Origin of the sequence: Cytobacillus mangrovibacter, assembly GCF_042865275.1 — a bacterium.
GTDB classification, from domain to species: Bacteria; Bacillota; Bacilli; order Bacillales; family Cytobacillaceae; genus Cytobacillus; species Cytobacillus mangrovibacter.
In genome coordinates this window covers 20,958-43,595 of record NZ_JBIACJ010000020.1, presented here as the reverse complement: position 1 = coordinate 43,595, position 22,638 = coordinate 20,958, and the positions used below count along the sequence as shown (strand labels likewise).

Annotated in this window: 23 protein-coding genes, 1 pseudogene and 2 other annotated features; of the genes and pseudogenes, 7 read left to right on the top strand and 17 right to left on the bottom strand. The window is 36.8% G+C overall.

All coding sequences use genetic code 11. From position 1 onward, the window contains the following. Positions 1 to 16: 16 nt before the first annotated feature. From ACFYKT_RS21125 to ACFYKT_RS21110, 4 genes are all read right to left on the bottom strand, one after another. Positions 17 to 820 (bottom strand): Fpg/Nei family DNA glycosylase, encoded by an 804-nt coding sequence (locus ACFYKT_RS21125; RefSeq protein WP_389223772.1) that lies wholly within the window; start codon positions 818 to 820, stop codon positions 17 to 19. 171 nt (positions 821 to 991) lie between these two features. Continuing rightward, positions 992 to 1,660 carry a LysM peptidoglycan-binding domain-containing protein gene (locus ACFYKT_RS21120; RefSeq protein WP_389223769.1) on the bottom strand — a complete coding sequence of 223 codons (669 nt, stop codon included), beginning with the start codon at positions 1,658 to 1,660 and terminating at the stop codon, positions 992 to 994. Between the two features lie 87 nt (positions 1,661 to 1,747). Continuing rightward, the gene (thrS, locus tag ACFYKT_RS21115) at positions 1,748 to 2,941 is read right to left on the bottom strand and encodes a threonine--tRNA ligase (protein ID WP_389223766.1); all 1,194 of its coding nucleotides are present in this window, start codon (positions 2,939 to 2,941) and stop codon (positions 1,748 to 1,750) included. 56 nt (positions 2,942 to 2,997) lie between these two features. Further along, positions 2,998 to 3,233, bottom strand: a binding site (T-box leader). A gap of 35 nt (positions 3,234 to 3,268) precedes the next feature. Further along, positions 3,269 to 3,503: a binding site (T-box leader), on the bottom strand. Positions 3,504 to 3,661: 158 nt separating this feature from the next. Next, positions 3,662 to 4,738: a GGDEF domain-containing protein gene (locus tag ACFYKT_RS21110; RefSeq protein WP_389223763.1), complete on the bottom strand. Its 1,077-nt coding sequence runs from the start codon at positions 4,736 to 4,738 to the stop codon at positions 3,662 to 3,664. Between the two features lie 266 nt (positions 4,739 to 5,004). Here ACFYKT_RS21110 and ACFYKT_RS21105 point away from each other — a divergent pair, with 266 nt between their 5' ends. Together ACFYKT_RS21105 and ACFYKT_RS21100 are read left to right on the top strand one after the other, a co-directional pair. Then, positions 5,005 to 5,346, top strand: a complete 342-nt coding sequence (locus tag ACFYKT_RS21105; RefSeq protein ID WP_389223760.1) for an ArsR/SmtB family transcription factor — start codon at positions 5,005 to 5,007, stop codon at positions 5,344 to 5,346. 20 nt (positions 5,347 to 5,366) lie between these two features. Continuing rightward, entirely contained in the window at positions 5,367 to 6,665 is a 1,299-nt protein-coding gene (locus ACFYKT_RS21100) for an arsenic transporter (RefSeq protein ID WP_389223757.1), read from the top strand. Positions 6,666 to 6,770: 105 nt separating this feature from the next. Here ACFYKT_RS21100 and ACFYKT_RS21095 read toward each other — a convergent pair whose 3' ends face one another. Next, the gene (locus ACFYKT_RS21095; protein WP_389223754.1) at positions 6,771 to 7,655 is read right to left on the bottom strand and encodes a LysR family transcriptional regulator; all 885 of its coding nucleotides are present in this window, start codon (positions 7,653 to 7,655) and stop codon (positions 6,771 to 6,773) included. A 142-nt stretch (positions 7,656 to 7,797) separates the two neighbouring features. Between ACFYKT_RS21095 and ACFYKT_RS21090 the strand changes: the two genes are divergently transcribed. Continuing rightward, a complete protein-coding gene (locus tag ACFYKT_RS21090) occupies positions 7,798 to 8,334 on the top strand; it encodes a flavodoxin family protein (RefSeq protein WP_389223751.1) in 537 nt (178 codons plus the stop codon). A gap of 92 nt (positions 8,335 to 8,426) precedes the next feature. Here ACFYKT_RS21090 and phoU read toward each other — a convergent pair whose 3' ends face one another. The 5 genes from phoU to ACFYKT_RS21065 form a co-directional block, all read right to left on the bottom strand. Further along, the gene (phoU, locus tag ACFYKT_RS21085) at positions 8,427 to 9,086 is read right to left on the bottom strand and encodes a phosphate signaling complex protein PhoU (RefSeq protein ID WP_389223748.1); all 660 of its coding nucleotides are present in this window, start codon (positions 9,084 to 9,086) and stop codon (positions 8,427 to 8,429) included. An 18-nt stretch (positions 9,087 to 9,104) separates the two neighbouring features. After that, positions 9,105 to 9,875 carry a phosphate ABC transporter ATP-binding protein PstB gene (pstB, locus tag ACFYKT_RS21080; protein WP_389223799.1) on the bottom strand — a complete coding sequence of 257 codons (771 nt, stop codon included), beginning with the start codon at positions 9,873 to 9,875 and terminating at the stop codon, positions 9,105 to 9,107. A gap of 62 nt (positions 9,876 to 9,937) precedes the next feature. Beyond that, positions 9,938 to 10,762, bottom strand: coding sequence for a phosphate ABC transporter permease PstA (gene pstA / locus ACFYKT_RS21075; protein ID WP_389223745.1), 825 nt, complete (start codon positions 10,760 to 10,762; stop codon positions 9,938 to 9,940). Between the two features lies 1 nt (position 10,763). Beyond that, positions 10,764 to 11,678: a phosphate ABC transporter permease subunit PstC gene (gene pstC, locus ACFYKT_RS21070; protein WP_389223742.1), complete on the bottom strand. Its 915-nt coding sequence runs from the start codon at positions 11,676 to 11,678 to the stop codon at positions 10,764 to 10,766. A gap of 64 nt (positions 11,679 to 11,742) precedes the next feature. Then, a complete protein-coding gene (locus ACFYKT_RS21065) occupies positions 11,743 to 12,588 on the bottom strand; it encodes a phosphate ABC transporter substrate-binding protein (RefSeq protein ID WP_389223739.1) in 846 nt (281 codons plus the stop codon). Between the two features lie 211 nt (positions 12,589 to 12,799). On the opposite strand from ACFYKT_RS21065, the pseudogene ACFYKT_RS21060 reads away from it, so the two are divergent. The 3 genes and pseudogenes from ACFYKT_RS21060 to ACFYKT_RS21050 all read left to right on the top strand — a co-directional run. Further along, positions 12,800 to 12,946: pseudogene (locus ACFYKT_RS21060) on the top strand (ATP-binding protein); the annotation flags it as partial. Positions 12,947 to 13,030: 84 nt separating this feature from the next. Then, positions 13,031 to 13,732, top strand: a complete 702-nt coding sequence (locus tag ACFYKT_RS21055; RefSeq protein ID WP_389223736.1) for a helix-turn-helix domain-containing protein — start codon at positions 13,031 to 13,033, stop codon at positions 13,730 to 13,732. 82 nt (positions 13,733 to 13,814) lie between these two features. Next, the gene (locus ACFYKT_RS21050; RefSeq protein WP_389223796.1) at positions 13,815 to 14,702 is read left to right on the top strand and encodes an EamA family transporter; all 888 of its coding nucleotides are present in this window, start codon (positions 13,815 to 13,817) and stop codon (positions 14,700 to 14,702) included. A 104-nt stretch (positions 14,703 to 14,806) separates the two neighbouring features. Here ACFYKT_RS21050 and ACFYKT_RS21045 read toward each other — a convergent pair whose 3' ends face one another. The 4 genes from ACFYKT_RS21045 to ACFYKT_RS21030 form a co-directional block, all read right to left on the bottom strand. Further along, positions 14,807 to 15,889: an AI-2E family transporter gene (locus ACFYKT_RS21045; RefSeq protein ID WP_389223733.1), complete on the bottom strand. Its 1,083-nt coding sequence runs from the start codon at positions 15,887 to 15,889 to the stop codon at positions 14,807 to 14,809. Positions 15,890 to 16,009: 120 nt separating this feature from the next. Further along, the gene (locus tag ACFYKT_RS21040; protein WP_389223731.1) at positions 16,010 to 16,780 is read right to left on the bottom strand and encodes a YibE/F family protein; all 771 of its coding nucleotides are present in this window, start codon (positions 16,778 to 16,780) and stop codon (positions 16,010 to 16,012) included. Continuing rightward, positions 16,777 to 17,916 carry a YibE/F family protein gene (locus tag ACFYKT_RS21035; RefSeq protein ID WP_389223728.1) on the bottom strand — a complete coding sequence of 380 codons (1,140 nt, stop codon included), beginning with the start codon at positions 17,914 to 17,916 and terminating at the stop codon, positions 16,777 to 16,779. The genes ACFYKT_RS21040 and ACFYKT_RS21035 overlap by 4 nt, the downstream gene beginning before the upstream one ends. 435 nt (positions 17,917 to 18,351) lie before the next feature. Then, on the bottom strand, positions 18,352 to 18,771 hold the full coding sequence (locus ACFYKT_RS21030) for a hypothetical protein (protein WP_389223725.1): 420 nt from the start codon (positions 18,769 to 18,771) through the stop codon (positions 18,352 to 18,354). A gap of 239 nt (positions 18,772 to 19,010) precedes the next feature. On the opposite strand from ACFYKT_RS21030, the gene ACFYKT_RS21025 reads away from it, so the two are divergent. Beyond that, entirely contained in the window at positions 19,011 to 19,703 is a 693-nt protein-coding gene (locus tag ACFYKT_RS21025; RefSeq protein WP_389223722.1) for an aspartate/glutamate racemase family protein, read from the top strand. Between the two features lie 108 nt (positions 19,704 to 19,811). Here ACFYKT_RS21025 and ACFYKT_RS21020 read toward each other — a convergent pair whose 3' ends face one another. Genes ACFYKT_RS21020 through ACFYKT_RS21010 form a run of 3 tightly spaced genes read right to left on the bottom strand, consistent with a single transcriptional unit; the run spans position 19,812 to position 22,617 of the window. Then, the gene (locus tag ACFYKT_RS21020) at positions 19,812 to 20,615 is read right to left on the bottom strand and encodes an ABC transporter ATP-binding protein (RefSeq protein WP_389223719.1); all 804 of its coding nucleotides are present in this window, start codon (positions 20,613 to 20,615) and stop codon (positions 19,812 to 19,814) included. Continuing rightward, positions 20,615 to 21,652 (bottom strand): FecCD family ABC transporter permease, encoded by a 1,038-nt coding sequence (locus tag ACFYKT_RS21015; protein ID WP_389223716.1) that lies wholly within the window; start codon positions 21,650 to 21,652, stop codon positions 20,615 to 20,617. The genes ACFYKT_RS21020 and ACFYKT_RS21015 overlap by 1 nt, the downstream gene beginning before the upstream one ends. Next, entirely contained in the window at positions 21,649 to 22,617 is a 969-nt protein-coding gene (locus ACFYKT_RS21010) for a FecCD family ABC transporter permease (protein ID WP_389223793.1), read from the bottom strand. Before ACFYKT_RS21010 ends, ACFYKT_RS21015 begins: the two co-directional genes overlap by 4 nt. Positions 22,618 to 22,638: the final 21 nt, after the last annotated feature.

Here is a 22,638-nt window from a genome sequence, read left to right as displayed (position 1 = left end):
AGATACCTTCTTTATTTTAATGCTGGCAATTTTGACAGAAATATGTTTTGCGTGAGGAAATCTCCTTCATTGCAATCATTGAATGACATCTTCTGCACTTTTCCCCTGAACGGCTGTGAACATACATCTCATAGCCTCCGGTTTTGTTATCCCCCTTAAAAAGAGGCTGATCCATGTAACCACCCTGTTGAATTCCCTGCTGAAGAATTGTTCGAATAGATTCGTATAAACGAACAATATCCTCCGGGTTTAGTTCATTTATTTTTCTATCTGGCAGCAGTTGTGCCTGCCAAAGAATCTCATCCGAATAACGATTCCCAATTCCAGCTATGACTTCTTGATTTAGCAGAGTTGTTTTTAACCCACCTCTTTTGTTTTTCATGATAGCTTGAAAAGCATGTAATGAAAAGTTTGAATCTAGTGGCTCTGGACCAATATCCTGAAATTCCTGCTGTATCATTTCAGGTGATACAAAATGCAAATAGCCTAAGCGAAGTCCAATAAAATAAAGCTGGTGATCTCCAAAGGATAATTGCACCTGCACCGTTCGATCTGGCCTGTCTTCTTCCCTTCCATAAAACATCCTTCCACCAAGCATTAAATGCAACAGTAAACATGAGCCATTTTGCAGTTCAAAAATTAAAGATTTTGCTCTTCTTCGAATGGATTTTATTGTCTGATGGGAAACAAAAGAGATAAATTGCTCTGTTGGTACATTAATTGATTTTTCCCGATTAATCATTACTCCGGTAATTTTTTGGCCACTAATTAATTGTTGCAGAAAAGATTTATACGTCTCCATTTCAGGTAATTCTGGCATCATCTCACCCCTATAAAAACATCATTACTAGCATTATTCCTCCATACCTATCCCCCTATTCTGAAAGGGAAATAGGGACAGGTTTCTTGTCCCAGTAAATAGATAGAAAAAGTCCTTTCAAAATACGAAATGGGACGAGGTTCCTGTCCCCTCGTCCCACATTAATCAATATTAAGTCATCGGTACTCGATAGCTAAACGTATGCCATACACCGAAATTATCCTTTACTGTTATCCCTCTTTGTCCGCCCATTGCCGCATCTGTATAATAGGGATAGCTTTTTCCTAATGTATAGTGTCCTTTATAATTTCCTGAAAAAGTAACAGGTGCAGCATCAAAGCGCAATTCCCTGTCTGTTACATGCAGAATGCGTGTAACTCGATTAGAACTTCCATAATTGGATTCATTTGTTTGTTGAACACTATTCGCAGCCTTTAACATATTAATATCATTCTGCATGGCTTTTATCATTTCTTGTGAATGAGTATTGCCTGCTGCATTTGCTGGCGGAATACATATCCTTTGCCCAACTCTTAAATAATTCGGGTCAATACCTGGATTCGCAGCCACTATACTCGCTATACTGACTTGGTAAGCTTGTGAAATGGCATATAGTGTATCTCCTTGCTGAATAATTTTTGCTGTATGATTCGGAGGACATGCTGGGATACAAATAATCTGACCAATTCTTAGATTCAATGGATCAACATGTGGGTTCGCCGCAATTATTCTCGAAACAACTACTTCTAGCCTGTTTGCAATACTATTCAATGTATCTCCTGCTTGAACAACATAAGGATAATGATTTGCTGGGCATTGCCGATAAGTATAATAAACCAAAAGCAATCCTCCCCTTTGCTATTTAACTCACTAACTAGGCTATGCTATAAACCAGCTTTTGTCACAAGATACTGTGGGACATATCCCTTACTTATTTAGTTGTTCTATTATTTCTTGAACATTCATGACACCAAGGTTTCCTTCCTTACGCTTCCTTATTGCTAAGGATTGATTCTCAACTTCTTGGTCGCCGATGATGAACATATAAGGAATTTTTTGCTTTTCAGCTTCCCTAATCTTAAGACCCATTTTTTCAGATCTAGAATCCATCTCTACTCGTATACCTGCAGATTCTAGTTCGGATTGAACTTCTAACGCATAGTCTATATGTGAATCTGAAATAGGGATGATCTTTGCCTGTACTGGTGCTAACCAAAGTGGAAATTCACCCGCATAATGTTCAATTAAGATCGCCATAAAACGCTCAACCGAGCCATAAATTGCCCGATGAATCATAACAGGGCAATGCAACTTTCCATCCTCACCTACATATGTGCAGCCAAACTTTTCAGGCATTTGAAAATCAAGTTGAACTGTTCCGCATTGCCAGCTTCGTCCCAATGAGTCTAAAATATGAAAATCAATTTTTGGCCCATAAAAAGCCCCATCCCCAGGATTGATTTGGTAGGACAGCCCTTTACTTTTTAAAACAGATTCCAATGCAAATTCGGCCTCATCCCAGATCTCTTTAGAACCCATGTGTTCATCCGGACGAGTAGAAAGCTCGATTTTATAATCAAAACCAAAATGAGCATAGAATTCATCAATTAAAGATAATACCTTAGCAATTTCAGATTCAATCTGGTCTACCCGAACAAACAAATGAGCATCATCTTGTGTAAAAGAACGTACTCTTAACAGTCCACTAATAGACCCTGAAAGTTCATGACGGTGAACTAACCCAAGCTCAGCATAGCGAATAGGCAACTCTCGATAACTTCTTCGTTTGCTGTTAAAAATTAAAATCGCACCAGGACAGCTCATTGGTTTGATCGCATATCTTTGTTCATCCACATCAGAAAAGTACATATTATCCTTGTAGTGATGCCAGTGACCGGATTGTTCCCAAATTTCCTGTTTCATCATAATGGGTGTTTTTATTTCCTGATAACCTGCTTTTTGATGTTTCTCTTTCCAAAAGTTTTCAAGCCCATTCCTAATGACCATTCCCTTTGGCAAGAAAAAGGGCATCCCTGGCGCTTCTTCCATTGAAGTGAACAGTTCAAGCTCTTGACCTAACTTCCGATGATTTCTTTTTTCTGCTTCCAATTGATTAGACATTGTAATTCCTCCTATTATTAAAAGTTTTATAAATAAAAAAACGCACCCATCCCAACTAAAGGGACGAGTGCGGTCGTGATACCACCCTAATTCCATAAAGCACACGACAAGCGCTGCTTTATGCTCAAAAAGATAACGGATTTACCGATTATAGTTAATTTGGTTTGAAACCAGTTCCCCATAATTGCTCCAAGGCGGTAAACTATTTCCTTTTCTTCAGGGCTTTCAGCCATTGGCCCTGTTCTCTGGAAAGAAATTTAAAAATAGCTCATGTCCTTTTCATAGCTTTAATAATTAAATTTGCATAAAAAAACGCACCCATCCCAACAAAGGGACGAGTGCGGTCGTGGTACCACCCTAATTCCATAAAGCACACGACAAGCGCTGCTTTATGCTCAAAAAGATAACGGATTTACCGATTATAGTTAATTTGGTTCGAAACCAGTTCCCCATAATTGCTCCAAGGCGGTAAACCATTCCTTTTCTTCAGGGCTTTCAGCCAATGACCCTGTTCTCTGGAAAGAAATCGAAAAATAGTTCATGTCCTTTTCATAGCTTTAAACAGATAATAATTGATTATTGGAAATAACTCTAGTATAGATATTTGGAAATGTCAAGTAAATTTATACAAGTATTGTATGCATCCTGTTCAGCTTTGTTAACATAATTTTGCACTATAAAACATAGCTTCCCATACATTAAGGGACAGGGTTCCTGTCCCTATTGCCCAGAAACACAAACTCTGTTTCTTCCAGATCGTTTCGCTTGATATAAGGCTTTGTCGGCATCATCAATAAGCAAAGTAGGATCGGTTGTTGTTTCCTGATAGCATGCTACTCCAATAGAAATGGTCAGATTGATTTCTTTTCCTGAGTTTAATATGAATGGATGTTGCTCAACATTTTTTCTAATACGTTCAGCAATTTCCTTTGCTCTATTTAAAGGACAATCTAAAAGAAGAACAGTAAATTCCTCTCCGCCATTTCGGCTGACAATATCAAAGGTTCTTGTACATTGCTGAAGCCTTACCCCCAGCTCCTTTAGCACAATATCTCCCTCAGAATGACCATACGTATCATTTACTTTTTTAAAAAAATCGATATCTAAAAAAAGAAGCGATAGCTTTTGCTCATTCGATTGTAAATCTTTGATTAAGCGGTTAAACATTTCATCAAACTTTCTCACATTATTTAATCCTGTTAACCCATCTATTGTAGATTCAGCTTGGTATTTATTAAATAGCATCTGACTTTTACGTATATACCCTAATACATAAAATGCCAAATAAGCCGATAAATAAGAAGCGATCCAATATAATGGAAGTACTTTCAAGGTCAATATAGATTCACTTATTACATAACTGAACGCCATCGAAAACAACAAGTTGTTAAAAGTAACGATGGAAAAGATTTTAATATTCCTTGAATACTGACTTTTTGAAATTAGGATCGCAAAAAGGGTTCCAAAAATACTAATAAAGATCGCCAAATAAGAAGACAAGTTAGCTGAGATCAGAATCCTTCCAAAAATGGTTAAAACCATTGAAATCAATGCAGGAACTGCTCCACTATAGAAAGCCAACAGGATCGTAGGAATATGCCTGACATCTATTATTGTGGTCTCAATATGAATACTATATTGCATTAGAATATTGCATAAAAGTCCACCTAATACACCTAATAAGATCTTTGTTTTAATCCTAGAATTAAAAAAAGAGGGAAACCTATTAGAAATCTGAGAATAGATAAACAACATAGAAACAAGAATAGCTAAATTCGCAAAAAAATCTTTTATCATTATTACTCACCAAAAAGAAGATATCATATTTATATATAAAATCCTATCTATATTTTCTTCCATTCCTAACTAAATCACAGCTGTTCAATTATTTAATACATAGGTAAAAAGGACTGAATCAGATTGACAGTTTCTCCTTCGTTTACTCCCCTTTATTTCAGATTCGTTCATATTGCAAAATCCCTTATATAAGGATATGCTTATATAATAATATCAATTTAATTATTCTTAATAATAGTATGATTGATTGGGGGTTTACCACTTAAATGAATCAAGGGTTAGATATTGAGACAGCCGCGAATATACTCAAGCTTTTAGGAGACAAAACACGTTTAACTATGATAAAAATACTCGCTGATCATGAGTGCTGTGTTTGTGAATTTGTTGCCCTTTTTCAAATGACTCAACCCGCTGTAAGCCAGCATTTAAGGAAATTAAAAGACAGCGGTCTAGTAAAGGAATCAAGAAAAGGCCAATGGGTCTTTTACTCTTTAAATCCATCACATCCTTATCATTCCTTTGTCCTTAATGTACTCAGCGATTTACCGAATCAACTATCGAAATTAGAAGAATTAGAGACACAAGGAAAATGGATTTCTTGTGACTAACAGCATGGAGGATTAACAATATGAGTTCAGTTATTTTAGCCATTTTAATCTTTTTAGCTACGTTGACATTAGTCATTTGGCAGCCAAAGGGATTAGGTATTGGCTGGTCTGCCTGTGGTGGTGCTGTTATAGCACTTCTTGTTGGTGTGGTAGACTTTCATGATGTCCTCGATGTGACATCAATTGTATGGAATGCGACCTTAACGTTTATTGCCATTATTATTATTTCCTTAATTCTTGATGAAATTGGATTTTTCGAGTGGGCCGCACTCCATATGGCTAGGGCAGCAAAAGGGAATGGGATTCTCATGTTTGTCTATGTTTCCTTACTTGGTGCATTAGTATCTGCATTATTCGCGAATGATGGTGCTGCGCTCATTCTGACACCGATTGTATTAGCAATGGTTCGAAATCTGAAGTTTAATGACAAAATGATATTTCCTTTCATTATTGCAAGTGGATTCATTGCCGATACTACTTCCCTTCCTTTAATCGTAAGCAATTTAGTGAATATCGTATCAGCGGATTTTTTCGGAATTGGATTTGCAGAGTTTGCTTCAAGAATGATCATTCCAAACTTCTTTTCATTAGCAGCAAGCATCCTAGTTTTATATCTATTTTTCCGTAAAAGTATTCCGAAGAAATATGATCGTTCTCAACTGACGCAGCCCTCCCATGCGATTCGAGACGAAAAAATGTTTAAATTGTCTTGGGCTGTATTAGGGATACTACTAATTGGCTATTTTGCTAGTGAATTTACAGGTATCCCTGTATCCATTATTGCTAGTATTGTTGCGCTCTTTTTCCTTTTCATGGCTAGAAGAAGTCATGCTGTGAACACACGTACAGTAATTAAGGGCGCGCCTTGGGCCATTGTATTTTTCTCCATTGGGATGTACGTAGTTGTTTATGGATTAAGAAATGAAGGGTTGACTACTCTTTTAGCAGATCTGATTCAAGCAACAGCTGATCAAGGTTTATTTGCGGCAACAGTAGGAATGGGATTCATCGCTGCCATTCTTTCTTCGATCATGAACAATTTGCCAACGGTTATGATTGATGCACTTGCCATTGCAGACACCCAAACAACAGGGATCATAAGAGAAGCACTTATTTATGCAAATGTAATTGGGTCTGATTTGGGCCCAAAAATTACACCTATCGGGTCACTTGCAACTTTATTATGGCTGCACGTTCTTGCACAAAAAGGAGTCAAAATCTCTTGGGGTACTTATTTTAAAACAGGCATTGTTTTAACGATTCCCACTCTGCTTATTACCTTAATTGGTTTATATATATGGTTATTAATCATTCATTAAGCAGAATGAGGAAAAGTATCATGACGAAGAAACAACAAATCCCAGCTTCCTTACAAGAAGTTGGGATTTGCTTTTGAAAAACATATTACGGTTTCATTACATAAGTCATTCCGCTAAGTATACCTTGCGAGTTAATTGAATAAATGCTTCTAACGGTGGCGTCATCCATTTATCTTTATGCCATGCAATTTGAGTATATAGTGGAGAATCTGGGGTCTTCCACGGGAATTCCTTGATTCTTCCCTCTTTAATTTCCCTTTTTACGACCATCTCGGGTAATAGCGCAACACCTAAGCCTGCAATGACACATTGCTTAATTGCCTCTATACTGCCAAATTCTATTTTATCCAATGGATAGACTCCCGCTGATTTAAGTGAGTCTTCCAACATCATTCGATAAGAACATCCAGCTTCTGTGAGCAACAGCGTTTCATATTTAAGTTCATCTAAAGTAAGGATGGCATTAGGATGGTCTGGTGCGACAACCAGCTTCAGCTCTTCTTTGATTAGTTCCTCTATTCTTAAAGAGCCTTCAGGCTTAACTTTATCCAAAATAAATGCAATATCTAAAACTCCATCCATCAACTGTTTTCTCGCCATCTCATCCGAATGAGCAGGTTTAAAAACAAGCTTAACTTTTGGAAATGCTGCCTTGAATTCTTTAAGAATCGGCGGTAACCGATAGGTGCACTGGCTTTCCTGGGCCCCTATTGTTAAAATACCTGTTAGTTCTTCCTCTCCATTTGCAGCCATAATGGCTTCTTCACTTAACCGAATCATCTTTTCAGCGTATCGTTTAAACTGGTGTCCTGCTTCTGTTAATATTAATCGCTTTCCCAGTCGCTCAAATAAGGGTTTTCCCACTTCATCTTCAAGAGCTTTTATTTGAGCAGTTACACTCGATTGTGCAAAATTCAAAAGTTTAGCCGTCTGGGTAAAGTTCAAGTTTTCTGCGGCATGACTAAAAGTAATTAACTGTTTAATCTCCATAAAAACCGCCTTTCATAATCGTTTTTTTCGATTTACTCAATCAAAATAATCATCTTTATCGATTTATAAATTCATTATAAGATAGAACTATTCAAGGAACAATTAGTATACAAATTCATTTAGAGAAAGGGAGAAATTTATCATGTCAATTGCAGTTATAGATGGAGGAACCCGTCCCAATGGCAATACGGAAATACTGACAAACCACGTCATTCAAGGAATTAATGCAGAAAGAATTTACTTAAGAAACTATCAGATCCAGCCAATTATTGATATGCGTCATTCTCCTGAAGGTTTCCAGGATAGAAATGATGATTACAATTCCATTATCGATCGTATTCTCTCACATGACACTTTAATCTTCTCTACTCCCATTTATTGGTACAGCATGTCAGGAATAATGAAAAACTTCATTGATCGTTGGTCTCAAACATTAAGAGACCCTAACTATCCTGATTTCAAAAAGAAAATGGCTGCAAAAAAAGCATATGTCATTGCTGTTGGAGGAGATAATCCATCTATTAAAGGACTCCCGATGATTCAGCAATTTCAATACATCTTTGACTTTATTGGAATTGAATTCGCAGGATATATTATTGGAAATGGAAACAAACCCGAGGAAATTAATCAAGACATTGAAGCATTATTCAAAGCTGAACAGCTTCAGAAAAAGCTATAATACCAAATTAAAAATTCAATAGATAATATTAAAGGAATGCTCCTGAATAAGAGCATTCCTTTAATTAAACATGTGATCCGTCCCCACTACTTTTAAGGATTTAAGTCGTATATACGCCCTTTAATCAAATAAGCTGCACTCTCCGCAATATTCGTGATATGATCAGCTGTTCGTTCAAGATAACGATTAATGAATAATAATTGAACGAGCTGGTTTGTTTCTTCTGGATGTTCGCTTAAGTAGCTAGTGATCCGCTTATATGTCTCACCATAGAACTCATCCACTTGATCATCCAAACTGGCTACTTCCTTTGCAAGCACGATGTTTTCCTCTAAAAAGGCTTGTACGGCCTTTTGCAGCATGTTAATCGATATTTCCTTCATTTGTTCAAGGTTTGTCATACTTAGCAGCGATGGGGAATTTCCGATTTTTATCGTAGACTTTGCAATATTTACAGAGAAATCAGCAATTCGCTCAATATCTGAAGAGATTTTTAAAGCACCAATAATCCCTCGTAAATCTCTAGCGACTGGCTGCTCCTTTACCATAAGCCATACGACAAATTGATTAATTTCCGCTTCCAAATTATCAATGGCCGTATCTTCTTCGATTACCTTTAATGCCAATTCAATATCTTGCGTTTTGAAAGCAGTAAATGCCTTTTCAAACGAGGAAACCGTGAGTCCGTTCATTTCTATTATTTTATCTTTTAATTCCTTCAGTTTATTCTCATAGTTTTCACGAACAACCATTTATTCTCACTCCTATGTTTAACCGAATCGGCCAGTTACATAATCTTCTGTTCTTTGATCCTTCGGCATGGAAAAGATATTGTTTGTTTCGTCATATTCAATAATTTCGCCATTTAAGAAAAAGGCTGTTTTGTCCGAGACTCGTGCTGCCTGCTGCATATTATGAGTAACAATTACGATCGTATAGTCCTTTTTCATGTTGGCAATCAATTCTTCTACTTTCAGTGTTGATATTGGATCTAATGCAGAAGTTGGTTCGTCCATCAGAATAATATCCGGCTTCATTGCAATCGCACGTGCAATACAAACACGCTGCTGCTGCCCGCCTGATAAGCCAAGTGCAGATGTCTTCAGACGATCTTTCACTTCATCCCAGATTGCTGCACCACGCAAGCTCTCTTCAACTATTTTATTTAATTCTTTTTTGCCTTTTATCCCCTGCATTCGCGGGCCATATGCGACATTATCATATATACTCATTGGAAATAAGTTAGGCTTCTGAAATACCATCCCTACCTTAGTCCGCAGCTTGATGACATCATTGGTTTCGTATATATTTTCATTATCAATCACAATATCTCCTGTAATCTTCACGCCATCAATCAAATCATTCATCCGGTTTAACGATCGTAAAAAGGTTGATTTCCCGCAGCCAGATGGGCCGATTAAGGCTGTTACTTCTTTTTCATGAATATCTAATGATACCTTGAAAAGTGCTTGTTTATCGCCATAAAATAAATCTAAGTCTTTTACATTAATTTTAGCTATTCCACCTGATGTTTGCTCCATCTGTAATGTTCTTCTTTCTTCCTTACGCTCGATCACTGTTGTCCCCATTCACTACACCCCTCTTAATAGTCAGCTTTGTTTAACCTTTTTGATATAAACGTTGCCGAGAAGTTCAGAATCAAAATAATTACAATTAATACGATTCCAACCGCAGCTGCAAGTTCGATGTCACCTGACTCCTGTGTAACTAAAAAGGAATGAACCGTTAATGTTCTTGCTGATGAGAAAATCCCGTCTGGCATCGCTGCAACCGTTCCTGCTGTTAAAAAGATCGCTGCAGATTCCCCAACAATTCGCCCAATTGAAAGAATAATCCCAGAAAGTATACCCGGCATTGCACTTGGCAAGATGACTTTATATAGCGTTTGAAGCTTCGTTGTTCCCAAAGCAAGCGATCCTTCTCGATACGATTGCGGCACTGTTTTTAAAGCTTCCTCTGTTGTTCGAATAATGACTGGCAATACGATGATCGTCAATGTTAACGAAGCTGCGATAATTGACATCCCGAACTTGAGCGTTGTCACAAAGAATACTGCACCGAATAGTCCATAAATAATCGAAGGAATTCCTGTTAAGCTTTCCGTTGCATAACGGATTAGTCTGACCAATCGACCCTGTTTTGCGTATTCCTGTAAATACACAGCTGCTAAGATCCCGATTGGTGTGGCTATTATCAATGAAATGAAGATTGTATAAATGGTCGTAACAATCATTGGCCATATGCCGCCATGCCCTACTGGTGAGTAATCACCGAAAATAAAGTTGAAGTCAATCAATCGAAATCCTTTGTAAAAGATATATCCTACGATAATAACGAGTACGGCAACAGTTAAGAAAGCTGATGCCCATAGACACCCACGCAATAGCTGATCCTTAAACTTTCTCAACTTAATTCCCACCCTTCGAACCGATTTTTGCTAAGACAAAGTTCAACAATAAGATAAAGGAGAATAAAACGATTCCTGTTGCAAAGAGCATTTCTTGATGTGTACCAAATGCATAGCCCATTTCTAGCGCAATATTCGTTGTCAACGGCCGAACACTGTCAGTTAAGCTCGTTGGCAGAATAAGACTATTCCCCGCGACCAAAATAACAGCCATCGTTTCTCCAATCGCTCTCCCTAAACCAAGTACAATTGCTGCCATAATTCCTGACTTAGCTGCTGGTACAACGACTTTAAAAATCGTTCCAATATCGGAAGCGCCTAATGCCAAGGAACCTTCACGATACATTTTTGGAACCGCACGAATGGCTGTTTCAGCTACAGTAACAATTGTTGGCAGCATCATAATGGCTAGAACAAGGATGACAGCTAATAAACTTTGCCCTTTTGCTAATCCTAAATTGTTTTGCAAAAAAGGGACAATGATAGCAAGTCCGAAAACACCATATAATACGGACGGAATACCCGCTAACAGCTGGACTGCTGGAGAAATAATTCTCGCTACCCTTTTTGGTGCAATTTCAGCTAAGAAAATAGCTGTAAATAACCCTACCGGAACACCAAGAATTAACGCACCTACTGTAGCGAATAATGAAGCAACGATCATTGGGAAAATCCCAAATTTATCTTCACTCGGTATCCAATCCATTCCAAAGATAAAGTCGAAAAAGCTATAACCCTCTACGATGAAAGGATGAGAACCCTTATAAAATACAAATCCGACAATTAATAATAAGCTGATCACTGAAAGCAGTGCACAGAACAGAAAGATTCTTCCTGATAACTTTTCCAGCATGTATTTCCTTCTATTTGATTTTTCGATAGTTATGAATTGCTTTTCATTCGTTATACTTGGCATGCTGCATTCCTCCACGGTCGCTTTTACATATCATGTTTTTTGAGAAGCTATCAGTAAAAGCTATTTATTTTACCGGTATAGCCCCCGCTTCAGATACAATGGTTTGTCCATCTGAACTTAGGATATAATCAATGAATTGTATTCCTGCATCCGTTAAGTTTTCTTCCTTGTGGACAAATAAGAATGGCCGTGACAAGCTATATTTGTGCTGAAGTACATTTTCTGCTGTAGCCTCTACTCCATCTATTTGTATTGTTGAAATAGAGTCATCTATATATTCGAATGATATAAAACCTACTGCATGCTTGTTCGTTGCAACCGTTGTTTTAATATTCCCGTTGCCGCTTGCAATAATGGCATTTCTAATTAATTCACCGGAACGATACCCAACTATTTCTTGGAATGCATCACGTGAGCCAGAACCATCCTCTCGTGATACAACAACAATTTCCAGATCGTCCCCACCAAGTTGGCTCCAGTTTGTCACTTCACCTGTGAATATTTGCTTCACTTGGTCTAACGTAAGATTATTCACTTTATTGCTTGGGTGAGTAACAACCACAATTCCATCGTAGGCAATGATTGTCTCCTTCAACCCATTCGCTTGCTCTTCTTCTTTTAAATCACGCGAAGACATGCCGATCTCAGACACACCGCTTGTTGCATTTGTGATACCAGCTGATGAACCAATCTGATTCACTTCTATATTAATATTCTCATTTTTGTCTTTAAATTTTTCTGCTAATTTTTCAGCTAAAGGTCCTACAGATGTGGATCCCGAAATAGATACAATTTCTTTACTGCCATTCGTCGATCCTGCTCCATTACCATTGGTTTCTCCACATGCTGATAATAAGGCGGCCAAAAATAATACCAATAATCCAATCGTTGTTTTTCTATTAAACTTCATATCTAAACCTCCAGAAGAGCTATAGGCAACGACTCTGTTTCCTTCTGTTATCTATAATAAACTTGCTTAGTAAATGTTTTATTAATGGATTGTAAAGAGTTTGTAAATTTTATATACGGCATGTTAATAAATTGTGGGATTAGTGTTAATAAAACCCTATTTGCAAGTGTTATAGAATCTACCTCGAGCTATTCTAGATATCATTCATATAAAAGTCATCAGAGTAAGAACTCGCCATTCGGGGGGAAGTGGTCTTGGCTTGTCGATTGTAAAAAAAATAATCGAATTGCACAAAGGGAAGATTCAAGTCCAAAGTGAACCTGAGAAGGGGACAGAGGTATTTGTTACTTTAAATTAAGCTTCCAAGTAAAAATTCAAATTCTTTCTTACATCTTTGTTTAGAACTATAATATATCTTAAAGAAAGAGTAAGGGGGAGTAAGATGGAAACTGTCAACCAGGTAATTTGTGAAAAAAGGTCTTACTCTAGAGAGCTTAAATCTCATCAGCATGAGTTTGGCCAATTTCTTTTTCCATTACAAGGCTCCTTAGAGATCCAAACGAAGGGGCAAGAGATCATTTTAAATTCAGATTACTGTTTCTATCTCCCTCCCAAGTTTGATCATAACTACCGATCCATGGACAGGAATGAATTTTTAATCTTAGATATTCCAACGCACTATTTACCAGATCATACAAGCAGCATGTATATTCAGCTGGATAAACAGTGGGCTTCTATCCGTTATTTGCTCCTGGAAGAGGCGAGAAGTCAGGAGAATACAGCTTCATTAGCAGATTTAACTAGATATGTGACCAACAAACTTCAGATCTCTATTCCCCCATCTATTGACTATATTCATAATCATTTTAAAGAGTCAATTAGATTAGAAACTTTAGCAAAAATTGAACATTACCATCCAGTCTATTATTCAGCATGGTTCAAGAAGAGAACGGGGAAAAGCCCCAAAGTTTATATTTCTGACCTTCGTTTGAAAGAGGCTAAACATTTACTAAATTCTACAGTTTGGTCCATGTCGAAGATTAGTGAGGAATTAGGTTTTGAAAATTCCTCATCGTTTACAAGATGGTTTGTTCAGTGTGAGGGTATAGCTCCACAAAATTATCGAATGCTTAATAATGGGTAAAAGGGATATTAAACTTGGTAAAGGAAATTTTCAAGAAATTTTCTATATTAAGTTTAATATCTTTTTTATTGAGGTGAGCACAATGAAGGGAAACTTGGGGCCTTTATTCATATTACTTGCAGCCCTACTTTGGGGGACTACGGGGACAACTCAGGCACTTGCGCCAGAGGGAGCGCACCCCATTGCGATTGGAGCTACACGATTAGCGGTAGGAGGTATATTTTTAGTATTAATTGTTCTGCTAAAGGGAAAATTCGACTTTAAACATTGGCCAGTCAAGATAACGATATTGGCTTCATTAAGCATGGCGTTGTATCAACCATTATTTTTTTCAGCCGTTTCGGTTACGGGAGTGGCCATAGGAACAGTGGTTGCCATTGGGAGTGCCCCTATATTATCTGGCCTCATAGAATGGCTATATTTAAAAATTCGTCCATCTAAACTTTGGTGGTATTCTACTTTCCTATCAATAGCAGGTTGCCTATTGCTCTTTAATAATAAAGAATCAGTAAATGTAGACCCCGTTGGAATAATAATGGCTCTTGGGGCTGGCTTATCCTTTGCTATTTATACTTTGGTAAGTAGAACTTTGGTTAAAAATCATTCTTCATTATCAGTAGTAGCCGTCGTTTTCACTCTCAGCGCGATTTGGTTAACTCCCTTTTTATTTATTTATGACATGTCCTGGATCATAAGTTTTCGAGGTATGGGTGTAAGTTTACAACTTGGAATTATGGCGACTGGGGTAGCCTATCTCCTTTTTGCCAAAGGTCTTATCCACGTCTCTTCATCAACTGCAGTTACACTTGCGTTAGCCGAACCATTAACTGCAGCATTATTAGGAGTTTTCATATTAGGAGAGTATTTAACTATAACTTCTTGCGTAGGGATTCTTCTCTTATTACTCGGAATCGGGCTATTAATATGGCCCTCCAAAAAGTCTAGAGGTGAAAAAGTAATTTACCAGTGAATAAGGAATGAAGAATCATTAATTCTCAAAAAATAAGCTAGACAAGACATTCTGCAAGTCTCATCTAGCTTATTTGTTCCATAATTACCGTTATCGAAAATTTGTTATTCTGCCTTAAAAATTTTCACCACATTAACTACAAGCACCTTTACTATAGAATAAGCAGGGATAACAAAGATAATCCCAATAATCCCTATAAAGTTTCCAGCTGTTAATATTAATACAATAATGGTTAATGGATGGATGTTCAGCGTTTTCCCCATAATATTCGGCGAAATGATATTGCCTTCAATTTGCTGAGCAATTAACATAATAATCGCTACATAAAGAGCCATTACAGGGTCCTGAAATAACGCAACTAGGAATGCAGGAACGACGGCTATATATGGCCCTAAAAAGGGAATAACGTTAGTAAACATTCCAAACATCGCCAAAACAAGTGAATAGTTCAGGCCGATAATTAAGTAGCCTATAAACAAAAGTACCCCGACAATAATACTGACAAGCATCTGACCTTGAATATAGGTTGAAATGGTCTTGTCCATTTCTTTTAGAATGTTTTTCACATGATCTCTTTTAGATTGTGGAAAGAAAACAGCCACACTCGGTGCAAAACGATGACTGTCTTTTAGCATATAAAATAAAACAAAGGGAACAAGTACAAGATAGATAATCGTATTAATAAAACCGCCAATCAACCCGAACACACTGAGAATGCCATTGGCAATATTCCCTACATTAGACTCTAATCGGGCTTCAAGTTCTCCACTCGCTTTTATCAATGCTTCTTGGACGAAGTCTGGAAAGGTAGTCCGGTTTTCCTGGACATATTTAATCCAATCTGTGACGGTGGCAACCATAACTGGCAAGTTATCTACAAATCGCTGTAATTGATCATTGATGACCGGTCCTACCAATCTGATAATGCCATAAATAAACAAGATAATCACAAAATAGGCCACTAAAATGGCAATCCATCTCGGCACCTTTTTCTTTTCCAGCCAAGCGACCAACGGCCGGCATAAATAAAACAAAATTCCTGCTAACACAAAGGGCAGAAAAATAGTTTTTAGCAACACAACAATCGGGGTTAATATAAACTGATTCTTATTTAATAAAAACACAATGATCAAAAATAAGATGATAGCAACCATACTTTTAAACCACTTTTTTTCAAACATCGACATATACCGTTCTCACTTCCTAAAGTTGGCTAATATTTCCCTCTCTTGAATAGTACAATTAAATGGCTAAAATTCCAATTATATGATATTAGAAATAATTTAAAATCCTTTGATTATGAGAGACTATACCTTTTTCTTCTCCGTTGTTTTCATTATAAAATAAGCGCTAATCCAGGAAGCAATCGGGATACTCAGTGCGATTCCAATACCAGCACAAAGGATCATGATGATCTCAGCACTGAATACTTTTGAATTGACAATTTCTCCAATAGAATAAGATAAATCTTTAAACCATAAGAGCAATGCTAAGTATCCTCCAAAAAAGGCAAAGAATAATGTATTTGTATCTGCCCCCAGGATATCCCTCCCAATACTTATTCCTGATGTGAATAAATCCTTCCTGCTAATTAATGGATTGTGACTGAATATTTTATGCATAGTAGCTGAAATAGAAATCGCAACATCCATAATAGCACCAATGGTACTCATAATAATGACAGAAGCTACAATTTTCACAAAATCTACGCCAATATAAAGAGAAAATATGCTTAGCTCATCTATTTCTTCTTCTCCAAATCCCTGAATCATTGACTTTTTTGCCACAACAACAATAAAGAATAGTAAAATGACAATGGTTATAATTGTGGAAATAAAAGCTGCTATCGTTTTTCTATTTACCTCATTAATATAAAATAGACTAATACAGCTAATTACTACGCAGGCAATAATCGTTAATATAATTGGGCTGTTATTTGGATTATTCATAAAAAGAATCGTAATAAGAAGTACACCAAAGTTTAAGAATAAAGAAATAAAAGACTTCGCTCCTTTTTTTCCACCAATAAGCACCATTAATAAAAATAATATGGTTGCCAGAACCACTAATACATTCATAATCTTGCCCTCTTTCGATTAACAAAAAAGATAGAAGTATATAGACCGATTGGAATAGTTAATACAATTCCAATCCCTCCAACTAGGGCACGGGCCAACTCTAATGAAAGGTTCATGGAAAGGGTAAACCCTAAGGGAGAAGCGTTTTTGAAATATAAAATAAGTATGGGAATAGAACCGCTAATATAGGCAAAAAACAAGATATTAGTTATCGTTCCCATAATATCCTTTCCAATATCTATTCCTGAGGCTTTCAATGCTTTTACGGTTATTTTGTTATTTTGATCATATAAAGCAAAGATTGAAGAAGACATCGTAATGGCAACATCCATTACTGCCCCTAATGAACCAATCAGTAACCCTGCCATAAAAATCATTTTATAAGGCCTAGTTAAGAATTGCATTTCTTCATATCGGAGACCATTTTCTGAAGTTCCCCAAAGGACGAAATAGGCGATTAACAGCGAAACAAAAGTTCCAGCGAGTGTTGCCATAATCGCCGCATATGTTTTTTCATTAAAACCGTTTACAAATAACATCGAAACAACAGTAAATAAGAGAACAGTTACACTGCATATCAATAGCAGACTTACTTCTGGGTTATTTATATAGATGTCCAACGCAAATGATAACAAAAGAGCATTAACTGCTAAACTAATAATAGAAAAAAAGCCCTGCCTCTTTCCGACAATTAGTAAAGTAATGATAAAGATCCATGCGATTAGTAAAACATGTTTATCTCGTTTCACATCGGTTACGGTTCCAGTTAACCCTTCATTTTCTACTGTGTTGGAAATATTTGAAACAAACAATTCATCTCCTACATGGTATTCTTGATCGTAAGCACCGGAAGATGAAAACTCATTAGTTAATCTAATCTCCTGCCCCTTTTCTTCGCCATTTTTTAATACAGCTTCTATATGCTGTGTGAATAACTTATCTTCATTATCATATATATCCATTATTTCTGTTGTATCTTCCAGATTTGTTTTCATCACTTCAGCGATTGATCGATCATAGAAAGAATAATTATGATTAACAAACAGAACAGAAGAAATAAACCCAAGTACTAGAATGAGGTAAAATATAATTTGTTTGTACGTTAATTTTTTTAATATGTTTACGAGAACATTCAAAAAAAGACCTCCTATTATTAGGGTAAAGAGACCCGCCTAACAATGGACTTAGAATAACAATAATGTTTTCAATGGTCAATAGAGCCTTTTCATGGCCAACTTTATTAAAAGTAAACTGCCTAGAATGTTGATATATCCGTATTCATAAACAAGAAAAAGGCTACCCAATGGTCAAATCGACTTATTGAGCACCCTCTTTTTAATTTCCTTATTCCCAGTCAGTTATTACTCCAAATGTTAGTTCATTAGGCTATCTTACACAAAGTCATCCAATTCTTTAATTATACTTTTCAATACATCAATTGAACTAACAGGATCTCCCTTAGCACTGAATGTTAATTAAAAGCCAAAAAAAGACTCCTCCTGAAATTGGATTGAGTCTTGTTTTATAAGGCTTTAAATTATTGATAGGAGCCAACATTTCTTCTTACTAGCTTATTCTGATACTACTAATGAAATTTTCATTGCTTCATGGTCATCCATTGCGCCACAAATTGTTGAACAAATTAATTCATATTCACCCACTGTATCTGCTGTAAATTCAATGGGTGTATTTGCACTTAAATCAATTCCTAATTCTTCATTGCCAATTGTATGAACGCCTTCTTCGTTAACTAGATTTAATTTGACCTTCGAGCCTTTTTTAACATTTAATTCTCTATCTGAAGAGAACTCCCAGTTCGTTGCAGTAATAGTGAATTCTTCTACGCCAGATGCAGATGTTGATGTTTCATCTTGCTGATCGGTTGTTTCTTCACTCACGTCTGGTGTCTTTGCTTCTTCTTTTGTTCCTCCACAAGCTGTTAAGCCCAATGTTAATGAACCTGCTAAAAATAATATCCCAAGAATTTTCATAGTATGTAGTCTCCTTTTTATTTAATAATATTTGCACCGGTTTTACATTTTTATCTTAAGATATCCCTTCCAATGATTCCTTGACCTGGGTCAAGTTTTAGCAGATTTTGGGGTACCACTGAATATTGCTAGGTTAATAGAAGAAGGAAAGAGTGCTAAATTTATCGAAGTTAACGAATATAGGATTTGATTATAAGATTCTATCCTACAAATACGATCTATCAGGGGGAATGAGTACATTGAAAACAATTGGTTTAATCGGTGGAATGAGTTGGGAATCATCAAATGAATATTACCGTTTAATAAATGAAGAAATAAAGAATAAATTAGGCGGATTACATTCAGCTAAATGCATTTTATATAGCATAGACTTTGACGAAATTGAACGTTATCAAGCTAATGGTGATTGGGAAAGTGCTGGCCACACTTTGGGGGATGTAGCACTCTCTTTAGAAAAAGCTGGAGCAGATTTTATTGTTATTTGTACAAATACAATGCACAAGGTCATAAACTATATTGAAGAAAAAATAAATATTCCAATTTTGCATATTGCTGATGCAACAGCAAATGAAATAAAGAAAACTAATGTAAAATCAGTGGGGCTACTAGGGACTAAATATACAATGGTACAAGACTTTTACAAATCAAGAATTGAAGCTAATGACATAAAGGTATTCATTCCAGATAATGAGGATATAGAACTGATAAATGAAGTGATTTATGAAGAATTATGTTTAGGGAAAATCAATCAAGCTTCAAAAGAATATTTTAAAAAAGTAATCAAGAATTTAGTTGATAAGGGTGCCGAAGGGATTATATTAGGTTGTACAGAGATTGGGTTATTAATAAATCAAGAGGATTCCGAAGTTCCAATATTTGATACAACAGTGATTCATGCTATTGAATCAGTTAATAAGGCAATTGAAAAATAAGAAGAGTGAAGTGACATGCTACATTCAACAATCGGGTGCAAGCATTTAAGAAGCAACGATGGGTATTTGAACATCGTTGCTCTTGTAGGCTGCACACGTTGATTATTCTCAATCTTTCACATGATAACGTCCTTTTGGAATAACTAATGGGGAATCTGAAATTGGATCTGAAATGACAACACAATTTAAACCAAAAACGGATTTGACTAGATCGCTTGTTAGGACTTCCGATGGTTTCCCTTCTGCTACAAGCTTTCCTTCTTTTACTGCAAAAATATGATCTGCATAGCGTGCGGATAAATTAATATCGTGCAATACCATCACAATCGTTGTTCCGTACTTACGATTTAAGTTGGTTAGCAAGTCCAATATTTCTACCTGATACGTTATATCTAAAAAGGTTGTCGGTTCATCTAAAAGTAAAATATCTGTTTGTTGGGCAAGTGCCATCGCAATCCATACACGCTGTCTTTGACCACCAGAGAGCTCATCAATATCATGATTCGCAAATTCTGTAATGTTCATAAACTCCATTGCTTCTTCTACAGCTTCATAATCTTTTTTCGACCATCCACTGAATAAAGATTGATGAGGAAACCTTCCTCGACCGACTAAATCAGAAACAGTTATTCCATCAGGAACAACAGGAGACTGTGGAAGAAGCCCTAAAGTACGTGCCAATTGCTTTGGTGGGTATTTATTGATCGCTTTCCCATCAAGCGTTACATCCCCTTCTGTAGGCTTGATCAGCTTGGCCATCGTTTTTAAAAGTGTTGATTTTCCACACCCATTTGCACCAATGATGACGCTAATTTTATTTTTAGGAATTTCAAGGTCAATTCCATGAATAATTGTTTTATTCTCATAGCCAGAAACAAGCTGGTCGACTCGAAAAACATGTGTATTGCTCATTACAATTCTCCTTTTCGGTTCATTCGGATGAGTAGATAAATTAAATAGGGTGCCCCGAGTAATCCCGTAATAACACCTACTGGGAATCTATATTCAAATGCAAATTGTCCAATTAAATCTGCAAATAATACTAGATTAGCACCGACTAAACCTGCTGGGAGAATATTTGACGCACTAACACCAACTAGTCGATTTGCAATGGGTCCTGCTAAAAAAGATACAAAAGCAATCGGTCCGGTTGTTGATGTAGCAATTGCAATTAAAAACACCGAGCTTACGATTAAAGTAATTCTTATTTTATCGGTAGCTACCCCAAGTGACGTTGCCATTTGTTCACCTAATTCTAGCATACTCAGATGTTTTCCAAGTAAAAGCATAATAGGCGTGAATACAACAACCATTATGATTAATGGAGGCAATGCATCCATTTTTGAACCATTTAGACTCCCGCTTAACCATCTTATTGCAACTGGAATATCTTGTTGGGCACTTTTTAGAATTAAAAATGAAATAACCGCATCTAACATCGCCTGCATCCCAATCCCGATAATAATTAAGCGGCCAATAGAAAATGCTCGACCACGAGATAATAAATACATGACGATTACTGTAATTAATCCTCCAATGACTGCTGCAATCGATATCACTGTATTACTTGAATGCAGGATGATTATACAAAATACAGCAGCTACACTAGAACCAGATGTAATCCCTAAAATATTCGGATTGGCTAATGGGTTACGTAGGATCGTTTGAAAAATATAACCTGCGACACCAAAAGCAAATCCTGCAAAAAGACCAGCGAGCATTCGAGGAAGTCGAATCGTATTAACGGCAAAATTCGCTCCTGCAATTTCTTCACCCATTAATGAACGAATGACCACCTTCACCGGATAAATCGTGTTCCCTAATAATAGCATCGCACAGCAAAGGATGACTGCTAAAATGATTAATAGAGAGGTAACAAAAATCCAGCGCTTCCTTCTTTGACGCATGCCTTCCATAATAAAATTGCCTTCACCAGATTGATTTCTCATATTGATCTCACCTTCGATTTCTTAGCTAATAAGATAAGGATTGGTGCACCAATAAACGCTGTAATAATACCTACTTCCAGTTCACCCGGACTGCCAATCAATCTGCCGGCCACATCAGAAATGGTTAAGATAATTGCTCCTGCTAATGCTGACATAGGAATTAAAAAGCGTAAGTCTGGTCCGATGATAAAACGCATCGCATGTGTTGCCAATAAGCCGATAAAACCAATTGGGCCAGCTAAAGCAGTTGTTACTCCACATAAAATAACACCTGCGAAAATTGCAAATACTCGCAGCACACCTGGTCGTACACCAAGACCTGTTGCAACATCATCACCTAATGCTAATGCATTGAGTGCTGGTGCTGATACAAATGCAATAATCACTCCAAATAATAAGAAAGGAATGAAAATAGTAATAGAATCCCATGATCCCGAGCCGACACTTCCTACTTGCCAAAATCTAAATTGATCCATCGCATATGAACTTGGAATCATAATTGCCGTTACAAGTGAAGAAAGAGCTGCACTAGTTGCAGCTCCAGCTAAGACTAATTTAATTGGCGTGGCGCCACCACGCCCCATCGAACCTATTCCAAATACGAAGACTGCAGTTAATGCAGCTCCGATTAAAGCTAACCAAATATACTGACCTGCTGTAGTAATATTGAAAAATGTAATTCCACTTACTACAAACAAGGATGCACCTGTATTCACACCTAAAATGCTCGGGTCAGCTAATGGGTTACGAGTCACCGTTTGCATAAGCACACCTGCAATTCCTAATGCTACACCACAGCACAAACTAAAAACCGTGCGCGAAATGCGCTTTTGCACTACGTTTGCCCCATAGGAATCTTGGTTTTGATAAAATAACCCATCCATTAATTCTTGGAAACTGACCACCCTAGCCCCTAATACAAGAGAAGCAATAATTGTGACTATCAATAAGATAAGTCCCAACATTAAAATGAGTGAAAAATGCTT